Consider the following 19,154-nt stretch of genomic DNA (forward strand, 5'->3'; position numbering starts at 1 on the left):
GAGGAGGTGCAGCAAGGCGGCGTCTCGAGGGAAAAGGGTTCCTCAGGGTGAGGAGTTCCAGTTATGATCGGTGTTGTCACAGACCCAACCAAAGACCGTATCTATATCCAAGACGTTACTTTGCGTGACGGTATGCACGCTATTCGGCACCAATATTCCGGTGATCATGTCCGCGCTATTGCTAAAGCCCTTGATGAGGCGGGTGTTGATGCTATTGAAATCGCCCACGGTGATGGTCTTAATGGCGGAGCGTTTAATTATGGCTTTGGCGCCCATACGGATTGGGAGTGGATTGAGGCTGTTTGTGATGTTGTTGAAAATGCCGTGGTTACAACACTTATTCTGCCTGGCATCGCGACGATTGATGAACTTAAACGCGCCTATGATTTAGGTGTCCGCTCTGTGCGCGTGGCCACTCATTGCACCGAAGCAGATGTCTCTCGCCAGCATATCGAAATGGCGCGTGAACTTGGTATGGACACAATCGGTTTTTTGATGATGAGCCATATGGCGGAGCCTAAACATTTGGCAAGCCAAGCAAAGCTGATGGAAGATTACGGCGCGACGTGTATCTATGTGACCGACTCTGGCGGAGCACTGGATATGGACGGCTATGCCGACCGTCTGAACGCCTATAATGATATTTTGAAACCGGAAACCGAACGGGGCGTCCACGCGCACCATAATCTTTCGCTGGGCGTGGCGAATTCGATTGTGGGTGTGCAAACTGGAGCGAGGCGCGTGGACGCTTCACTGGCTGCAATGGGGGCGGGTGCAGGGAACACACCGCTCGAGGTTTTTATAGCCGCCATTGACAAAAAAGGCTGGAACCATGGCTGCGATGTTTACAAGCTTATGGACGCTGCGGAGGAATTAGTCCGTCCGCTGCAAGACCGGCCCGTACGTGTTGATCGCGAAACGTTGAGTCTTGGCTATGCCGGTGTGTATTCAAGCTTTCTTCGTCATGCTGAAAAAGCGGCTGAGGATTATGATATGGACACGCGCGAAATACTTGTGGAACTGGGCCGCCGCCGTATGGTGGGCGGACAAGAAGATATGATTGTCGATGTGGCGCTGGATCTAAAAAAAGCAAAAGGGGAATAATTATGGGTGTTACGAATTTAGGCTACGTTATTTTGGAAATGCAAGATCCTGCGGGGTGGGCGAAATTTGCCAAGTCCGTGCTAGGTTTTGGGACAGCTAAATCCTTTGGCGAAAAAGGCGCGAAATATCTGCGTATGGATAATGCGCCTTTTCGCTATATGATCCGCAAAGGCGAGGTAGACCGCTTTGTTGCTGGCGGCTATCAGATGTCGTCTAAAAAAGCCTTTGAAGACCAAATCAAGACATTTGAAAAAGCCAAAATTGAGGTGTGTCGCGGCGATGCTAATGGCGCGAAACATCGCGCGGTTAAAGGTTTTGCCTCAGTCACAGATCCCTCTGGGAATGTTGTGGAATTTTTCTATGGGCGTGCAAAAGGCGAACCCTTTACACCGGGACACGGCATTAAATCCTTTAAAACAGGGAAAATGGGTCTCGGCCATATGGTGCTGCCTGCGCCTGAAAATAAGAAGACGATTGATTTCTACCGCAAAGTCATGGGCTTTGGCGTATCTGATGATTTGACCTTGCCTGCCTTTGCGCCGGGCATGCCCAAGCAGCGCATCTATTTCATGCATGCAGATAACCCGCGTCATCACACATTAGGCCTATATAACTTTCCAAACCCCACAGGGGTCATTCACCTTATGGCAGAAATGGGGACGATTGACGAGGTCGGCATGTGTATGGATCGCGTGAAAGAGGCAGGGCTGCATATATTTGCGTCATTGGGGCGTCACGCCAATGATCACATGGTCAGTTTCTATTTCTTCGCCCCGGGCGGCATCGGTTTTGAGGTCGGATATGAAGGCAAGCAGATCAAAGACTGGTCAAAATATAAACCCACGAAATCCAAAATTGGCGATCTTTGGGGTCATGAATATGACTTCCCGGTTGTTGGATAAAGTATGAGCCAAGCCGTTTTAGATAAATGCATGAGCGCGGCTGATATTGTCGGACAGCTCCATGATGGCATGACCCTCGGTATTGGCGGCTGGGGCGCACGTCAAAAACCTATGGCGCTTATCCGCGAGATTGTGAAATCCGATTTGAGAGACCTTACTATCGTCTCTTACGGCGGCTGTGATGTCGGCATGCTTGCTAGCGCGCGAAAGATTAAAAAGCTTGTTTTTAGTTTTGTATCGCTTGACGCCATTCCGCTCGAAGCGCATTTCCGCCGCGCGCGGTCAGCGGGTGAATTTGAGGTGATGGAGATTGATGAAGGCATGTTCCAACTTGGGTTGAAAGCGGCGGCACAAAACCTTGACTTCTTGCCTTGTATTGCAGGGCTGGGCACAGATGTTATGACTTATAATCCTGACATCAAAACCATCAAAAGTCCCTATAGTGACGACCACTATGTGGCTATGCCTGCCATCAAGTTGGATGTGGCGCTATGCCATGTGAGCGAAGCGGATCAGCGCGGCAATAGCTGGATTGGAGGGCCGGATATGTTCTTTGATGAATGGTTCTGCCGCGCCGCTGATAAGGCCTATTTAACTTGCGAGCGCTTGGTTGAAACGAGCGCCTTTAATGATGATCACAAAATCTTGCGAATGCCGATAGAGCGTAATCTCGTGGCAGGTGTGGCTGAAGTGCCTTTTGGCGCGCATCCGACATCTTGCGGGCCTGACTATGGTTTCGATGTCGCGCATTTGAAGGCCTATAGTGCTACAGCGAAAGAAGGCTGGGAAGGCTACGTCTCAGAGTTCATCAAGGCGGATGATTATGTTAAATCCGTAGGCGGCGCGGACCATATTCGCAGTCTTGCGCTACCGGCATTTTAGGAGGGGTATGATGAGCACTGATTACACCCTTGCTGAACTCGCAATTGTTGCGGCGTCCGAAATTTTCCGCGACGAAACCCCTGAAGTTTTTGCGACATTGATTGGGACGCTGCCCAAGCTTGCGGGCTACGTTGCTAAAGAGACTTTCTTACCTGGCATGATGATGAGTGACGGGATTTATTATCTCGCGGCTGAGCCTGTGCCTGTCGGCCCGCGCGGTGACTATCCCGTTAAAAAAGAAGGCCGTATTGGTTATGAGCGGGTATTCACCGTCATCGCAAAAGGCAATCGCCATGCCTTTGTCGGGCCTGTTCAAGTCGATAAATATGGACAGATGAACTTGTCCTGCATAGGCGATTACGCCGCGCCAAAGGTCACGATGCTAGGCGTAAGGGGACTACCGGGAAATACGGTCAATAATCGAACCTCTATGTTCTTTGCGAGCCATAATAAACGCGCACTGGTTGCAGATGAAGTGGATATGGTGAGCGGCGCTGGTTATAATCCCGCGCGTTATCCGAATGAAAATTATCCGCGTGGTCTCGACCACCGACAAATAATTACAAATCTCTGTGTGCTGGATTTCGAGGGGCCTGATCACGCCATCCGCGTACGCTCATTACATCCGGGCGTCAGCTTTGAGGAAGTGCAAGATAATACGGGCTTTGACCTCGTGCGGCCTGATGACATCCCGACAACAGCCGCGCCAACTCAGTCGCAACTGGATATCATTTCAAAGTGGGATCCTAAGAATTTACGTGCTTATATCTTTAAAGATAACCCACCTGGAGTTCGCGCGTCATGACCAATGAAACTGTCCCTAAGGTTGACGCTGATATTGTCTATGAGGAAGAGCGTCCTGTCCTCTATGATGTTAAAGACGGTATTGCCTATCTGACGCTTAACCGCGTGAAATATCATAACAGCCAGAACTCCCAGATGCTTTACGCTCTGGATGATGCGTTTTACAACGCGACGGGTGATGATGATGTGAAAGTTATTGTACTGCGGGCCAATGGGAAACACTTCTCAGCGGGGCACGACATTGGCACGCCGGGCAGGGACTTTCATCAGGGCCGCGAAGATCGCCGGTCCATGAATTATAATCACGACAACAAACCCGGCGCGGAAAAAGCCTATGTGCGAGAGCAAGAAGTCTATCTTGAGTTTTGCCGTCGTTGGCGCGCTGTGCCTAAGCCGACGATTGCGCAAGTGCATAAGGGCTGTATTGCGGGCGGGTTGATGCTGGCTTGGGTCTGCGATTTAATTGTCGCTTCTGACGATGCCTTTTTCCAAGACCCTGTTGTTCAAATGGGTTTTCCGGGCGTTGAGTATTTCGCCCATCCCTATGAGCTGAACGTGCGCCAAGCCAAAGAGTTCTTACTCCTCGGTGAGCGATGGTCGGCCGAACGTGTTTTGGCCGCAGGCATGATTAATAAAGTTGTTCCGCGCGAAGGGCTTGAAAGTGCGGTGCAGTCTTGGGCTGAGAAACTCGCTGCCCAACCGCGTCTCGCTATGGCTCTTACGAAACAGGCATGTAACCAAGCCGAAGATATGATGGGTAAGCGGAACACAATGGATGCCGTTTATGGCTATCACCATTTTGCACACGCTAATAATAGCCTTGTGAAAGGCGATTATATTGCGGGCTTTGATGGTAAGAAAATGGCCCAAAGCAATAAACAAAAAAGCTCGGATAAGAAAAAAGAGGGGTGAATGCATACAGCCCTCAAGACATCCTTAACTGATACACTTGGTTGCGACTATCCCGTTATCCAAACAGCGATGGGATGGGTGTCCACCTCTGAGCTTGTGACAGCGAGTATTAAGGCGGGCGCCTTTGGGTTTTTAGCGGCAGCCGTTATGACGCCTGAGGAATGTGAAGCAGAGATCAAATTAATTAAATCCAAAACAGACAAGCCCTTTGGCGTAAACATTCACGCGTTTCAGCAAGGTGTCGATAAGATCATAGATATTTGCATCGATTATAACGTTGCGGCATTGTCTTACGGGCGCGGCCCATCCCCCAAAATCGTTGAGAAGGTTAAAGCGGCGGGCCTGAAGTGCGTGCCCACAATCGGCGCGTCTAAACATGCGAGCAAGGCTGTAAAAATGGGAGCAGATATTCTCGTCTGCCAAGGTCAAGAAGGCGGCGGCCATACGGGGGCTACGCCCACATGGTTGTTACTGGCGCAAGTCATTGACCAAAATCTTGGCGTTCCTGTTGTGGCGTGCGGCGGGTTTAAAGATGGGCGCGGCCTGGCTGCAGCCCTGACATTTGGCGCAGATGGCATCGCTATGGGCACACGCTTTATGATGAGCGCAGATAGTCCAACGCCTGATGCGACAAAAGCTGAATATCTAAAATCAGATGTGCTGAAAATACCGGTCTCAACGAAGCTTGATGGTCTGCCGCAGCGCATGGTTTTGAACGGAACTTTGTCTGATCTTGAGGCATCATCTAAGCTTGGCATGCTCATCCGTGCGATGCAGAACGGAATGAAATATAAATCTCAAACGGGTATGAGTATGACCCAAACCATTAAGACAGCTTGGGGCATGGCGAGCAAAACTGATATGACCTTGGGCCAAACAATGATGGCCGGTAACGCGCCGATGATAATCCAAAAAGCGATGGTGGAAGGAGAGCCTGATGAAGGCGTTTTGCCTAGCGGTCAAATTGCTGGCTTGATAGATGATTTGCCTAGCTGCGCCGACATCGTTGGCACAATTGTTACTGACGCCGAGGCTAGTCTAAAACGAATAGGGGCATAATATGCCAATCCATACAAAGGTTGAAAACAATATCGCAGAAGTCGTCTTTGATTTCCCGCCGGTCAATGCATTTAACAGCGAGACGTGGAACGAAATTCCTAACGTCATTAATGAACTCGGCAGGCGCGTAGATGTGAAAGTCATTTTCATACGCTCTGAGGGCAAAGGCTTCTGTGCAGGTGTCGATATTAAAGAGCTGGCCCATGACGGCTCGGCCATTGTTGGGGTGAATAAGGGCAATTACCTAACAGGCGAAGCCATCCATCACTGCGAAGTGCCTGTGATTGTCGCTGCGCATAAATTTATTATTGGTGGCGGCGTGATTATGTGCGGCGCGGCGGATATCGTGATTGCTTCGGATGATGCTTATTTTTCCCTGCCTGAGATTGACCGCGGGGCAATGGGTGGGGCCGCGCATTTGCAGCGTATGCTCGGCGTTGCCAAAGTGCGCGCCGCATTTTTAACGGGCGGTAAAATCAGCGCGCAAGAAGCGTATCGATTAGGCGGGATTGAGAAAGTTGTGCCTAAAGCCGACCTTATCACTGAAGCCATGGGCTATGCAAAGTCGTTGGCAGAGAAATCCCGAGACGCGCTACGTATTGCCAAACAAGCCTTAAACGGGATTGAGTCCTTTGATGTGGATGCTAGCTATCGTTGGGAGCAGGGCTTTACCTTTGAGATGTATATGCATGAAGATAGCCAAAAATCACGCGATGCCTTTGTCGAAACGGGCAAAGCTGCAGACTTTAAAAAGAGCTGATGGATATCGGCTACACATCCGCGCAAAAACAATTCCGTGCTGAGGTGCAGGAATGGCTTGGAGCGCATGCGCCCAAAACCCGCCTCCCAAGTTTTGATACGGCAGAAGGGTTTGAGCTGCACCGTGAGTGGGAACGCACACTCGCCAAGGATAAATGGGGTAATGTCAATTGGCCTGTGGAATATGGCGGACGGGGACTAGACCTCATTTCATGGCTGATTTTCGAAGAAGAATATTACCGTGCAGATGCTCCTTTGCGGGTCAGTCAAAATGGAATTTTCCTCCTCGCGCCAACCATCATGGAATATGGCACTGAGGCGCAAAAAGCGCGTTTTCTACCGCCTATGGCCAGCGGTGATGAGATTTGGGCACAGGCCTGGAGCGAGCCGGGGGCTGGGTCGGATATGGCGGCAATACGGACCAAAGCTGTGCGCGATGGCGACCATTACATTGTGACGGGACAGAAGACATGGTCGTCCCGTGCAGTCTTTGCGGATTGGTGCTTTGCTTTAGTTCGGACGGAAGAGGGTAGCGAGCGTCATAGGGGGTTGTCGAAACTACTCATCCCGCTTGATAGTGAAGGACTAACGCGGCGGCCCATAGCGCAGCTAGATGGTGATCCCGGATTTGCAGAGCTTTTCTTTGACGAAGTTCGGGTTCCCGCAGAAAATCTGCTCGGCCCCGAACATGGGGGGTGGGGGGTGGCCATGGCGACGGCAGGATTTGAACGCGGGTTGCTTTTGCGCTCTCCAGCAAGGTTCCAAGCAGCGGCGGCAAGATTGGTAAAGCTCTATAAACAGCATAAAGACCGTCTCTCTTCCGGCGTCGGTGAGCAAGTCATCCTAGCGTGGATGAACACAGAACGCTTCTGCGCGGCCACATATAAGCTGGTTTCTCGCGTTAAAGCAGGGGCCTCTATCAGTTCCGAAAGCAGCGCGAATAAATTATTCTGGTCAGAAATGGATAGGCATCTTCACCGCACGGCCATGACCATTATGGGTGCGCAGGCCGAACTCGAAGAAGGCCTAGACACGATACAGAATGGCCGCTGGCTTGATGGCTATATGTTCTCTCTTGCAGGACCGATTTATGCGGGCACAAATGAAATTCAGCGCAATATCCTAGCCGAGCGCGTTCTCGGATTGCCGAGGAAATAGCGACATGGATTTCCGTTTCACAGAAGGCCAGCAAGATTTAATTGATGCCGCCAAAGCCTTTTTTGATGGCGAAAATACGATTGAGCGTATGCGCAAAACGGTAGCGGGCGAGCAAGTCTCTAACCTCTGGCCGCAATTTGCGCAGCTTGGTTTGCTTGGCATTATGGCGCCAGAGAGTGCGGGAGGTTTGGAGCAACCGCTTGTCGTGATGGCAGGCATTGCCGAAGCGGCAGGCTATGCGGGGGTGTCAGAACCCTATGTTGAAATAGCAGGCATTACTGTTCCTCACGCCAAAAAGGGTGAGCTTTCGGGGCCTATACAACGTGCCATGCTCAGTGACCTACGCCCCTATATAGACGCCTCGCTTGCAGAAAGCGGCGAAGTCGTAAACTCGATTGACCCTTTGCGAAATTTGGTCAAAGCGAAAGATGGTAATGACGAGAATGCCGAAAGCGCTAACGTTCACGGCGCAATCCTCACAGCCGCGCAACTCATTGGCTTGTCCCAACGCATGGTGGATATGTCCGTCGTATATGCAAAAGACCGTCATCAGTTTGGAAAACCTATCGGCTCATTCCAAGCTGTAAAACATCAGCTCGCAAATGTTTACACCCAGATAGAGTTCACACGGCCTATCATTCACCTCGCGGCTATCAAAGGCGGGGCGGCGGTGCATAATGCGAAAGTCGCGGCAATTGATACGGCTATGCTGGCGTCAGAAACCGCTATTCAGGTTCACGGCGGCATGGGTTATACATATGAAGTGGATTTGCATCTCTTTATGAAACGCGCTTGGGCGCTGTGCGGGGAATGGGGTGACAGAAACTATCATATGAAGAGATTAGAAGATTATGTTTTAAACGGAGATGCCGAACTCGGCCCCGGACAGACATTTAACTAGGAGACTAACATGGCAGAAGCTTATATTATAGACGCAACGCGTACTCCGACAGGTAAGAGACGCGGGAGTCTTCAAGATATCCATGGGGCAGATTTGGGCGCCCATGTAATTAAAGAACTCGTCGAGCGTAATGATATCCCGCAAGACGAATATGATGATGTCATTTTCGGGTGTCTGGACACTGTTGGGCCATTAGCGGGAAATATTGCACGCACAGCTTGGCTTGTTGCAGGTTATGATTTGATAGTTCCGGGCGTAACCATTGACCGTCAATGCGGGTCCTCGCAACAAGCGGTACACTTTGCAGCTCAGGCTGTGATGAGCGGAACGCAAGATGTGGTTATCGCCGGAGGTGTTCAAACTATGAGTAAAATCCCAATCGGGGCGTCTATGGTTGCTGCGCGGGATCTCGGCTTTGATCACCCTTTCCATACCTCGCCCGGCTGGGTCGAGCGCTTTGGAACGGCTCCGGTAAACCAATTTTACGGCGCGTCTGAAATTGCCAAGAAATGGGGTTTGTCTCGTGAGGATTTGGAAAGCTATTCATTGGCGTCGCATCAACGCGCCGACAAAGCCCGCAGTGAAGGGTGGTTTGACCGCGAAATCACGCCCATTAATGGGTTAGAGCAAGACGAAACAATTCGCGCTAATACAACGATGGAGCGCATGGCAGAGCTCGAAGCCTTTGATGAGCATGGCCTCATCACAGCGGGCGTGGCGAGCCAGACCTGTGACGGGTCTTCGGCGATGCTGATTGCCTCCGAAGACGCGGTGAAACGATACAACCTTAAACCCCGCGCGCGTATTCATCATCTGGATGTTATGGGCGATGATCCCATCATGATGCTGACGGGGCCAATTGCAGCGACGAAACGCGCCTTGAAAAGCTCTGGTATGAGCGCCGGTGATATAGACATTGCCGAATGTAATGAAGCTTTCGCGCCTGTTCCGATGGCTTGGATGCAGGAAACAGGTTTTACCCATGAGCAGACGAATGTGAATGGCGGCGCGATTGCGCTGGGTCATCCGCTCGGCTCCACAGGCACAAAACTGATGACGACATTGCTCCATGAAATGGAACGCCGTGAGTCCCGCTATGGCCTACAAACCATGTGCGAAGGTGGCGGCGTTGCCAATGTGACAATTATTGAAAGGCTCTAAATATGGGTGATTTCTGTAAAGGCAGAACCGTTATTGTTACGGGCGCTGGCGGCGGGCTTGGACGCGCCTACGCGATGGCGCTTGGCGCAGAAGGCGCGAATGTTGTGGTCAACGATATCAATGCCAAAACTGCGCAAGCGACTTTTGAGGCGATTACAGAGGCGGGCGGAAAAGCGCTCGTCAATCTTGGCGATATCACCGATTATGACAGCGCCTTTGATATTGTGAAATCAGCCATTGATGAATTTGGGAACCTCCATGCTGTCGTCAATAATGCAGGCAATAATCGCGACCGCATGTTCACCTCGCTCTCTGAGGAGGACTGGGACCTTGTTATCAAAGTACACCTCAAAGGCCATTTTTGCATAAGCTCTCACGCGGCCAAATATTGGCGGCAGCAGAGCAAAGAGGGTAAAAAGGTCAATGCACGGATTATCAATACAAGTTCAGGTGCAGGACTTCAGGGCTCAGTCGGGCAGACAAATTACAGCGCGGCTAAGGGCGGAATTCTAACACTAACGCTTAATCAATCGGCTGAGCTTGCTCGCTATGGAATAACCGCGAATGCGGTGGCTCCACAAGGCCGTACGGGTATGACTGAAGATGTCTTTGCAGACATGATGAAGGTTCCCGAAGATGGCGGCTTCGATAAATATGACCCCGCCAATGTCGCGCCGCTGATTTGTTATCTGGTGAGTGAAAAGTCGTCTCATGTAAACGGGCATTGTTTTGAAAGCTTTGGCGGAATGCTCTCTATCGCCGAAGGTTGGAAAACGGGCCCTGTCAAAGATAAGGGCGCGCGTTATGATGTCTCTGAAATTGGAGATGTGATTTCGGATTTGGAAGGTGTCACTACGTCAGCGCAGAAGGTTTACGGGACATAGCCATGGCGTATCCCTTCACAGATGACCACGACATGATCAGGGACGCCGCGCGTGGCTTCCTCCAGACGTGGTATGATGGCGGTAAGGGGTCTGAGAGAGTTTATCAGTCGGGCACAGCCTTTGATGGGGCGGCGTGGCAGAGCTTTGCAAAACAACTCGGTATGGCGGGTATCGCAATTAGCGAAGAGCATGAGGGGGCAGGATTAGGCGATTTGGGCCGCGTGGTTGTTATGGAAGAATTGGGGGCTAGCTTGTGCGCTATCCCGTTTTTGACGACATGCGGGATTGTGACCGACATCATCCAGACGGCAGGCGAGGCGACAGCTAAAAACCGCTACTTAAAAAAGATAGCGGCAGGAGAGCTAAGCGCTGCCTATTGTGATGGGCATGATGCCGCGGCTAAAGTGGTTAGTCACGTTGCTCATGCGGCTGAGGCAGATCTGATTGTTCTCTCTGGCCGAGGTGAGGGCGGCATAGATTATTTCGCAATCCCAAAAGGGACAGCGGGCCTCAAAATAACACCCGAAAAAACCATGGACCCCACGCGCAGCTTCGCCGCAGTTGATTGGAACGATGTTGCAAAGGGTGATTTAATTCCTATTGGATACGGCAGTGAAGACCAACATGAGAAATTGATAACGCAATCCTTTATTGCGCTCGCCGCAGAATGTGTCGGCGGGGCGCAAAAATGCCTAGATATGACTTTGGAATATGCAGGGCAGCGCGTACAATTCGGGCGGCCCATTGCAAGCTTCCAAGCAATTAAGCATCGCTGCGCGGATATGTTTATTGATATTGAAGCTGCCCGTTCCGCCGTTTACGCGGCGGCCATGGCTTCGCCCGAAGAGAAGACTGAAGCGGCTATTATTGCCAAGGCCTATGCGACAGATGCTTTCTTCAAAGTGGCAGGCGATGCCATTCAAATGCATGGCGGGATTGGATTTACATGGGACTATCCGCTGCATTTCTTCTTTAAACGAGCTCGAGCTAACCGCTCTATGTTTGGAAGTTCAGAGCGGGACTATGACCATCTTGCGAGTCATATCTTCGGAGACGCCTCATGACGTTACGCGAAGAATTTTCCCAATGGATGACCGAAAATTTCCGCGGGGAATACGAATGCCTGCGGGGCCGCGCGACGCCTGGCGACGAGGATGCTTTCCCAGGTAAACGGCTGGAGTGGGAACGCGAGCTTGGCAAGGCCGGATGGATTGGTGTGGGCTGGCCAAAGGAATATGGCGGGCGAGGGGCAAGCCTTGATGACATTGTCGGCTTTAATGAGGAATATGCCGCTCATGGCGGACCAGGACGAGCGGGTCATATCGGCGAGACGCTTTTGGCCCCGACGATTATTGCCTTTGGAACAGAAGACCAAAAAGCAAAATATTTGCCGGGTATAAAAGCGGGTACGGAATTTTGGTGCCAAGGCTATAGCGAACCTAATGCAGGCTCTGATCTGTCCAATATTAAAACTAAAGCACGGCTCGAAAACGGGCAGTGGATTATTGAGGGCCAGAAAATCTGGACATCTTTGGCGATGGACTCGGATTACATCTTTGTCGTCGCCCGCGCAGAGGAGGGCTCAGTTGGGCGGCATGGCCTCGTTTTTCTATTGGTCAAACTTGATCAAGCCGGCATTGAGATACGTCCAATTAAACAAATGAGCGGGACAGCGGAATTTAATGAAGTCTTTTTCGATGGCGCTGTTTGCGAGCAAGAGGATATTATTGGCGGCGTCGGTGAGGGTTGGAAAATAGCGATGGCGCTTCTTGGCTTTGAACGCGGCGCGTCAACGCTGGGGCAGCAAATGACCTTTGCCGATGAGTTTCGGCAAATTGTAGAACTCGCAAAGAAAAACGGCGCCTCTCAAAACCCGCTTATTCGCCAGCGCATTGCCAAGGCCTATGCAGGGTTGAAGATTATGCGCTTTACAGCGCTGCGCACACTCGAAGCTGCTGAGACGGGCGAGCTGACGAAAGAGGGCTATATGTCCAAAATTTATTGGGCGAGTTGGCACCGTGATTTGGGCGAATTGGCGATGGATGTTATGGGGGCGTCTGCGGAAACTCTCGAGGATGGGGAGTTTAATAAACTTCAAAAGCTATTCCTCTTTTCACGCTCTGATACAATCTATGGCGGGACTAATCAAATACAACGCAATATTATTGCTGAACGCGCATTGGGTATGCCCAAAGAACCGCGCGGCGGCGGAACTGTGATAAAAGGCTAAGGATGACGGATTTGAAGAACGTACCGGATTATGTCCCTGGCCATGGCCTTCTGAAAGGTAAGCGCGTGGTCATCACGGCAGCGGCGGGCACAGGCATTGGTTTTGCGGCGTCCAAGAAATGTATTGAAGAAGGCGCACGAGTCTTTATCTCAGACATCCATGAGGGCCGCCTGCAAAAGGCACAAGACACCCTAGAGGCTGAGACTGGACAGCGGCCTGACTACGCCATCTGTAATGTGACGGTTCAAGACGATGTTGATAATTTGATAAGCGCTGCTGCAAAGTCATTGGGCGGTATCGATGTAGTTATCAATAATGCTGGACTTGGCGGAACAGCTGATTTGGTGGATATGACGGATGAGCAATGGATGTCTGTTCTTGACGTGACGCTTAATGGCTGTTTTCGCGTCAACCGCGCGGCTATGCAATTTATGAAAGAGCAAGGAGGTGGCGTAATTGTCAATAATGCTTCGGTCCTAGGGTGGCGCGCACAAAAAGGCCAAGCTCATTATGCGGCGGCCAAAGCCGGCGTTATGGCGCTAACAAGGTGTGCAGGTGTTGAGGGCGCGGAATTTGGCGTTCGTGTCAATGCCGTTGCGCCGAGCCTTGCTTTGCATCCCTTTCTCCATAAGGTGACAAGTAAAGAACTTCTCGCAGAGCTTGAAACCAAGGAAGCATATGGCCGAGGAAGTGAAGTTTGGGAACAAGCTAATGTCATGGTTTTTCTGGCCAGTGACTATTCCAGCTATATGACTGGTGAAGTCATTTCGACAAGCAGCCAACGCGCCTAGAAGGGGACTTAATATGACACAGACAGTAATCGATGCGCCGGGAGAATTGCTCGGAAAAGAAGGTCTGAAAATTGGACCCTCTGAATGGATGGAAATCTCGCAAGAGCGTATCAATACCTTTGCGGAGGCTACAGGAGATCATCAGTGGATTCATGTTGACGAAGAGAAAGCTAAGCAGGGTCCTTTTGGAACGACTATAGCCCATGGCTATTTGACCCTTTCTCTGGCCGCCAAACTCATGCCGGAAATTTTGGAAGTTAAAGGCATGAAGATGGGCATAAATTACGGCACGGACAAAGTGCGTTTTCTTAATCCTGTGAAGTCTGGTTCCCGCGTACGCGGCCATGGCGAATTTATGGAAATTAAAGAAGTGACTGGCGGCTACCAATCGACCTTGCGCGTCACCATAGAGATTGAAGGCGAAGACAAACCCGCCTGCGTCGTCGACACCATCAGCCGTTACTATCCTTAAGGAGCCTCAAATGTCAGAACACATGCAAAAAACCGTGGAAGCCTATATTCGTCTTTTTAATGCGCAGGATGCGGCTGGGATTGCAGATATTTATTCTGATGACGCTACGGTGACAGATCCCGTTGGAACGCCGCCCAAAGAAGGTAAAGTTGCTATAAAAACTTTTTATGAGCTGGCCGTTAAAAATGGTGCAAAGTTGGAACTGCTCGGCCCCACGCGAATCGCAGGGAATAGCGCGGCTTTTCCGTTTCGCTGTATTGTTGGGGCCATGACACATGTTGACAAGGATATCGCCGTTTCAGTGGAACTGCCAAAAGGCGGTATGACGATAGATATTATAGATACATTCGTGTTCAATGAAGAGGGCAAGGTGACAGAAATGAAAGCCTATTGGGGACCGGATAATATCACCCAAATATAATTGCTGATTGCAGTATATGGAATTATTGCGGCTTGAATTTCTCCTGTAGGTTTATACCCTGAAAGCCTACTCGCCTTTAAGACTATCTTTTTGTTAGAAGTTACCCTAAGATTGGGGTGTGGGATTTTGATAACGCACACGATTCGCTTAATGCGGATGAAGGCAGCGAAATATGCGCCGAGTACTTGTAATAGATGATAGTGAGTTTGATAGACGCATGATTACGCGTGCTATGAAGGGCGTGGACGAGTCCCTGAGCTTTGCTGAGCTTGATAATGGCTGCAAAATTATTGAAACCATGCATCACGTAAAGCCGGATTTAGTCCTGCTTGATATTAGGATGCCAGGATTCGGTGGATTTGATGTTTTGGATATCATTAGGGCTGATGATGAATTTCAAACTTGCCATGTTATCATGATTTCTGGGTCAAGCTCTGATGGTGATAAAAGAACGGCCAGCCAAAAGGGCGCCTCAAGATATTTTACGAAACCTTCATCACAAGTCGGGTATAAGCAGATTGCAGAAGATATTAAGGAGCAATTTCTTCATTATGCTGCATAAAACTAAGAAGTTTTGCGATTGCATGCGCTTAAACATGCGCTTAGGGCTATTATTATGTTAAACATACTCCTGATCGATGATGATAATGTTGAGTATAAACTTATTCAACGTATGATGCAGGATTGTTACAAAGGGCCTTTCCTTTTGCGTTACGCTGATACGCTTGATAAAGGTATTGCGATCCTGAAATCGCAAGATGTCGATGTTATCTTGCTTGATGACAAATTGAGCGGCGATACAAATGCGAAGCAATCTGTTCCTACTCTGCGTGAAGTCACGGGAGAAATTCCATTTATTCTCATTTCAAGCTCAATTGATGCGGAGCATTTGAAAGATAAGACTATCCTCGATGTTTATGATATTATCGACAAATATAATTTGCGTCAGCGTATCAGTGATGGTCTCTTAAACTGATGTCTGACGTCTCTTGTCTCAAGCCGCAAGTCGCAAAGTTTGTAAAATTGGTTAAGTGACTTAACACAGCTTATAGAAAATATCGGGGTTTCGTGTAATCTTTCCCGACTAGGTTACAATTTCGTATTTTCAGTTCTGGTATGAGATGAAACTCGTCTAAGTTATATTTGGGCGAGAAAAAGGATAAAGTGTGAGCAATAGCGAAAAAAAATCCTACCAAGAAAGCTTGCAGTCATTAGTTGAAGAATTACAGACGAGTAACGAAGAACTCCAGGCGACGAATGAAGAATTGATGGCGTCTAACGAAGAGCTACAATCTACGAATGAAGAACTTCACGCCGTCAAAGAAGAGCTTTACACCGTCAGTGCAGAGCATCATCGTAAGCTCGATGAGCTTAAAATTTTAAGTGACGACATTAATACGCTACTAAAAGCGACAAATATGGGGGTCATCTTTTTGGATGAGAGACTCAATATTCGCCGCTTTACGCCAAGCGCTATGGATACGTTTAATTTGCTGAAGCAAGATGAGGGGCGGCCATTTGCCCATACGACTTATCGCTTTGAAGGTCTTGATCTCTTGTCTGTAGTTCAAGAAGTTGCCGAGAGCCAGATAGTTGCAACTCATGAAATGTCTGTTTATAATAAGGATTATATTCTTCGTGTTCTTCCATATAACACATCCGTTGCTGACGCTTCAGGCGTGGTCATTACAGTCGTTGATGTGACGCTCTTAAAAGAGGCTGAGCGCCAACGTCTCTCTCAAAAAGAGATTTGTGAAGAGGGTCTAAACAAATTTACCTATTTGGCGTCTCATGATTTGCAGGAGCCTTTGCGTAAAATTCAACAAAGTGGCGAATTGCTGCAAATGGATGCCAGTGAAGTGCTTGATGATGAAGGAAAGTACTTCCTTGATATCATGACGGAATCGGCCTCGCGAATGAGGTCTCTGATTGATGATCTACTGCTTTATTCTGCGTCAGCGAACCAGGATCTCGAAAAATCCGACGTCGAATTGAAGCCTTTAATTGATGCGGCTCTTAAGGATATCGATGCGTCTGTTCAAGAATCCAATGCGAAATTTAACATCAGCAAATTGCCTATTGTGAGGTGTGATGCGAAGGTCTTTCAGCAGGTTCTTGTCAATATTTTATCTAATAGCATTAAATATGCACGAGAAGGCGTAAGCCCTGTTATCAGAATATCTTCTCGGCGGTCAAAAGAGGCCACAACTATTCGTTTTAAGGATAATGGCATTGGGATGCAGCCAAGTGAAAATATAAATATCTTCGAGCCATTCGTACGCTTACATGCCAAGAATGAGTATTCTGGATCGGGCATAGGTTTAGCTGTCTGTAAAACAATTTGTGACAAGCATGGTTGGAAAATAAGATACTCAAGTGAGCTAGATAAAGGGACCGAAATATTCATAGACATACCCAATAAAGATTTTTCTTAATTTCATTGTGTAATTAAGATTATTTTTACGCTCGTCTGATATTTAAGGTTGTCTCTTGATAAATAAGCTATGTTATAAAGCGTGAGAAATTAAGCAGTGGCAACAACTGACTCTGAGATAAGAATAGTCATGGTAGATGATGACTCCGATAATATATTAATAACTCAATTGTTATTAAGGAAATCTGGAACTTCTGCGGATTTTAAAGGGTTGGACTCTGGCGAAGCCCTATATGAGTATATAAAACATAATGGCATTGGGTCTATGGATGTAATCTTGCTCGATATAAATATGCCGATGGAAGATGGTTTTGACGTTCTAAAAAAACTAAAAGCCTATCCTGATGTGTCTGACCTAAAAATCATTATGTATTCTACATCTAAAAGGCCTGACGAAACACGTTTAGCGTTAGAGCTGGGGGCTGATAATTTTGTAGAAAAACCGCGGCGCCTTGAAGATATTGACCAGCTTTCGAAAGCCATATTTTCGGAAAAAGACCATCAGGCTTCTGTAAATCAATTTGGGTAACCTTGTCCGATCAAACATTCATGTTATCTTAAACCAAGGCAGTTTTACGTGAAATAATAAATTTAGTCCGCCTAATAGATTTGGGTGGTTAAGTCGATCGTGGTTATGTTATGATGATTTATTTGCAAAGTCAGGTGGCATTAGTAGGAAATTTATGCCTCATTGAAGACTTTTGATCTCTTTATAGAAGTGAGAGCGTCGACCTCTTCTCCGCCGCGGACATTCCAATATAGAATGGTCTTCTTTATCAGCATTTTTTCAGTTCGCCCATAGTCGCCATCAGCGATCCCAACTTGAACCATTGCGCTTAAGACATCAAATTTATGACTATATCCGCGGAATTGTTGGAAAATTGCGAGTAGTTCACTATCAATTTCAAGTCCATTAATGATCGCTTTCAAGCGAATTTTGTTATTTATGAGCCAATCTTTAATCATTTGACGTGTCATCACTAATGATGGATCAATAACAGCACGAAGCTCCATCATCTGATCTTGGTAGGCTTTCATGTCATCTGGCGTAAAGCGCTCATTGGCAACAGCCATAAGCCCGACAAGCTTCATAACCAGGCGCCACTCGCAAGGGCTTGAGTCATAAACGCGATTTTCAGAAACTGTATGAGTTTTCATTTTCGTACCTCTAACTGAATCTTGATTAGTTCAGAACCATTAAAAAGCCATTAATTGGGTCTCAACTGTCACTTATATCAGTGAGGCTCAAAATTTTAAAGAGCTTGCAAAGAGAGTTGTATAAAACAAATAGTTTATTCGGGTTAACGTTTTTGAATATCTGGGAGTTGTTCATATTTCTTCGGTTTTATGGGCTTTCTGAACGACCTTAGGCTGTCTTTTGTTCAAAAAATAACTTATTATTGACTTTGAATTGTAGTTTCTGTCCCAAGATGAACCAGTTTTGTTCATATTCGATATGGCATAAGGAAGATGTTGGAGACGACGCTTGTGGAAAATAATTGTGGGACTTGATACTGATTTAATACTGCGGAGAATATACATGAGTGTTTTGATGGTTGAGCTTAAGCATCTGACGATTAGTGATCGTTTAACTGCTTTTTCGAGAAGACATTCCCCAGGATTTGCCACAGTCAAGAACAGCATTGAGAAAGACGGTCTTCTTAATCCTCTTATTGTTATCAAACAAAAAGGTAGGTTTATTGTCGTTGATGGCAAGAAACGTCTTTTGGCGTTACGAGAATTAGCCAAAAGCAGTAAATTCCGCCGCGCACTCTACAAAATACCTTGTATCGTAGATTGTACGGCTGAAGTCGGGGCTGAGCCTACGCGTCCTGCTTTGATGACAGGCCCTGAACTAGTTCATAAGATTATACAGAGCGTTGGACGCGGAATGTCTAGAGCGATGTTAGCGCAACGTTATGAGTGTAGTGCCTCTGTTATCGAAGATGCTCTCTCACTGCGTAACTTAAATCCAAGGTTATTGAAGGCTTTCAATAATGGGTCTTTGACACTCGAGCAGTCCGCAGCATTTGCCACAATTGATAACCCAAATGCTCAGTGGACTTTACTCTTGCAGTTAGGGCCGTCTGTTTCCAATGCGGATATCATTTCCGCCATAAAATCTGGGGAGGCCGTTTTGGACCTTCCTTGCGGTGAGGTCATCATTTTACCAAGCCGAAATTCACGCAAACCTAAACTGAATCTTGACAATGCAAAGCGGCGCAGACGCCTTAAGATTGTTGCTGCCTGATAACCCACTTCCCTATTATCAGACTTATT

22 protein-coding genes are annotated in these 19,154 nt (G+C 48.3%); 21 read left to right on the forward strand and 1 reads right to left on the reverse strand.

Annotated features, from left to right (window positions below):
* Positions 1–63 precede the first annotated feature (63 nt).
* The 20 genes from dmpG to F569_RS0109715 all read left to right on the forward strand — a co-directional run bounded on the left by dmpG (position 64) and on the right by F569_RS0109715 (position 17,403).
* Positions 64–1,104 (forward strand): 4-hydroxy-2-oxovalerate aldolase, encoded by a 1,041-nt coding sequence (dmpG, locus tag F569_RS0109620; protein WP_034388134.1) that lies wholly within the window; start codon positions 64–66, stop codon positions 1,102–1,104.
* A gap of 2 nt (positions 1,105–1,106) precedes the next feature.
* Entirely contained in the window at positions 1,107–2,006 is a 900-nt protein-coding gene (locus tag F569_RS0109625) for a VOC family protein (RefSeq protein WP_026942029.1), read from the forward strand.
* A 3-nt stretch (positions 2,007–2,009) separates the two neighbouring features.
* A complete protein-coding gene (locus F569_RS0109630; protein ID WP_026942030.1) occupies positions 2,010–2,888 on the forward strand; it encodes a CoA transferase subunit A in 879 nt (292 codons plus the stop codon).
* A gap of 7 nt (positions 2,889–2,895) precedes the next feature.
* Positions 2,896–3,693, forward strand: a complete 798-nt coding sequence (locus F569_RS0109635; RefSeq protein ID WP_026942031.1) for a CoA-transferase subunit beta — start codon at positions 2,896–2,898, stop codon at positions 3,691–3,693.
* Positions 3,690–4,604, forward strand: a complete 915-nt coding sequence (locus F569_RS0109640; RefSeq protein ID WP_026942032.1) for an enoyl-CoA hydratase — start codon at positions 3,690–3,692, stop codon at positions 4,602–4,604. Before F569_RS0109635 ends, F569_RS0109640 begins: the two co-directional genes overlap by 4 nt.
* Positions 4,605–5,663: an NAD(P)H-dependent flavin oxidoreductase gene (locus F569_RS0109645; protein WP_026942033.1), complete on the forward strand. Its 1,059-nt coding sequence runs from the start codon at positions 4,605–4,607 to the stop codon at positions 5,661–5,663. It abuts the gene before it with no gap.
* 1 nt (position 5,664) lies between these two features.
* A complete protein-coding gene (locus F569_RS0109650) occupies positions 5,665–6,423 on the forward strand; it encodes an enoyl-CoA hydratase family protein (RefSeq protein WP_026942034.1) in 759 nt (252 codons plus the stop codon).
* Positions 6,423–7,580 carry an acyl-CoA dehydrogenase family protein gene (locus tag F569_RS0109655; RefSeq protein ID WP_026942035.1) on the forward strand — a complete coding sequence of 386 codons (1,158 nt, stop codon included), beginning with the start codon at positions 6,423–6,425 and terminating at the stop codon, positions 7,578–7,580. Before F569_RS0109650 ends, F569_RS0109655 begins: the two co-directional genes overlap by 1 nt.
* Before the next feature lie 4 nt (positions 7,581–7,584).
* Entirely contained in the window at positions 7,585–8,481 is an 897-nt protein-coding gene (locus F569_RS0109660) for an acyl-CoA dehydrogenase (RefSeq protein ID WP_026942036.1), read from the forward strand.
* A 9-nt stretch (positions 8,482–8,490) separates the two neighbouring features.
* Positions 8,491–9,642: an acetyl-CoA C-acetyltransferase gene (locus F569_RS0109665; RefSeq protein WP_026942037.1), complete on the forward strand. Its 1,152-nt coding sequence runs from the start codon at positions 8,491–8,493 to the stop codon at positions 9,640–9,642.
* Between the two features lie 2 nt (positions 9,643–9,644).
* Positions 9,645–10,526, forward strand: coding sequence for an SDR family oxidoreductase (locus tag F569_RS0109670; RefSeq protein ID WP_026942038.1), 882 nt, complete (start codon positions 9,645–9,647; stop codon positions 10,524–10,526).
* Positions 10,527–10,528: 2 nt separating this feature from the next.
* On the forward strand, positions 10,529–11,590 hold the full coding sequence (locus F569_RS18980) for an acyl-CoA dehydrogenase family protein (RefSeq protein WP_051279685.1): 1,062 nt from the start codon (positions 10,529–10,531) through the stop codon (positions 11,588–11,590).
* Positions 11,587–12,756 (forward strand): acyl-CoA dehydrogenase family protein, encoded by a 1,170-nt coding sequence (locus F569_RS0109680; RefSeq protein ID WP_026942039.1) that lies wholly within the window; start codon positions 11,587–11,589, stop codon positions 12,754–12,756. Before F569_RS18980 ends, F569_RS0109680 begins: the two co-directional genes overlap by 4 nt.
* Positions 12,757–12,758: 2 nt before the next feature.
* On the forward strand, positions 12,759–13,547 hold the full coding sequence (locus tag F569_RS0109685; RefSeq protein WP_034388137.1) for an SDR family oxidoreductase: 789 nt from the start codon (positions 12,759–12,761) through the stop codon (positions 13,545–13,547).
* A 13-nt stretch (positions 13,548–13,560) separates the two neighbouring features.
* Complete coding sequence (locus F569_RS0109690) at positions 13,561–14,019, forward strand: MaoC family dehydratase (RefSeq protein ID WP_026942041.1); 459 nt, start codon at positions 13,561–13,563, stop codon at positions 14,017–14,019.
* A 10-nt stretch (positions 14,020–14,029) separates the two neighbouring features.
* Positions 14,030–14,440 (forward strand): nuclear transport factor 2 family protein, encoded by a 411-nt coding sequence (locus tag F569_RS0109695; RefSeq protein ID WP_026942042.1) that lies wholly within the window; start codon positions 14,030–14,032, stop codon positions 14,438–14,440.
* Positions 14,441–14,612: 172 nt separating this feature from the next.
* Positions 14,613–15,002: a response regulator gene (locus tag F569_RS0109700; protein WP_026942043.1), complete on the forward strand. Its 390-nt coding sequence runs from the start codon at positions 14,613–14,615 to the stop codon at positions 15,000–15,002.
* Between the two features lie 54 nt (positions 15,003–15,056).
* A complete protein-coding gene (locus F569_RS0109705) occupies positions 15,057–15,416 on the forward strand; it encodes a response regulator (RefSeq protein ID WP_026942044.1) in 360 nt (119 codons plus the stop codon).
* Between the two features lie 190 nt (positions 15,417–15,606).
* On the forward strand, positions 15,607–16,875 hold the full coding sequence (locus tag F569_RS0109710) for a sensor histidine kinase (RefSeq protein ID WP_026942045.1): 1,269 nt from the start codon (positions 15,607–15,609) through the stop codon (positions 16,873–16,875).
* A gap of 129 nt (positions 16,876–17,004) precedes the next feature.
* Positions 17,005–17,403, forward strand: coding sequence for a response regulator (locus F569_RS0109715; protein WP_026942046.1), 399 nt, complete (start codon positions 17,005–17,007; stop codon positions 17,401–17,403).
* Positions 17,404–17,555: 152 nt separating this feature from the next.
* Here the strand turns inward: F569_RS0109715 and F569_RS0109720 are convergent, their stop codons facing one another.
* Entirely contained in the window at positions 17,556–18,032 is a 477-nt protein-coding gene (locus F569_RS0109720) for a TerB family tellurite resistance protein (RefSeq protein ID WP_026942047.1), read from the reverse strand.
* Positions 18,033–18,414: 382 nt separating this feature from the next.
* Here F569_RS0109720 and F569_RS0109725 point away from each other — a divergent pair, with 382 nt between their 5' ends.
* Positions 18,415–19,125, forward strand: a complete 711-nt coding sequence (locus tag F569_RS0109725; protein ID WP_026942048.1) for a ParB/RepB/Spo0J family partition protein — start codon at positions 18,415–18,417, stop codon at positions 19,123–19,125.
* Positions 19,126–19,154: the final 29 nt, after the last annotated feature.

The sequence above is a fragment of the Hellea balneolensis DSM 19091 genome (assembly GCF_000428525.1).
GTDB classification, from domain to species: Bacteria; Pseudomonadota; Alphaproteobacteria; order Caulobacterales; family Maricaulaceae; genus Hellea; species Hellea balneolensis.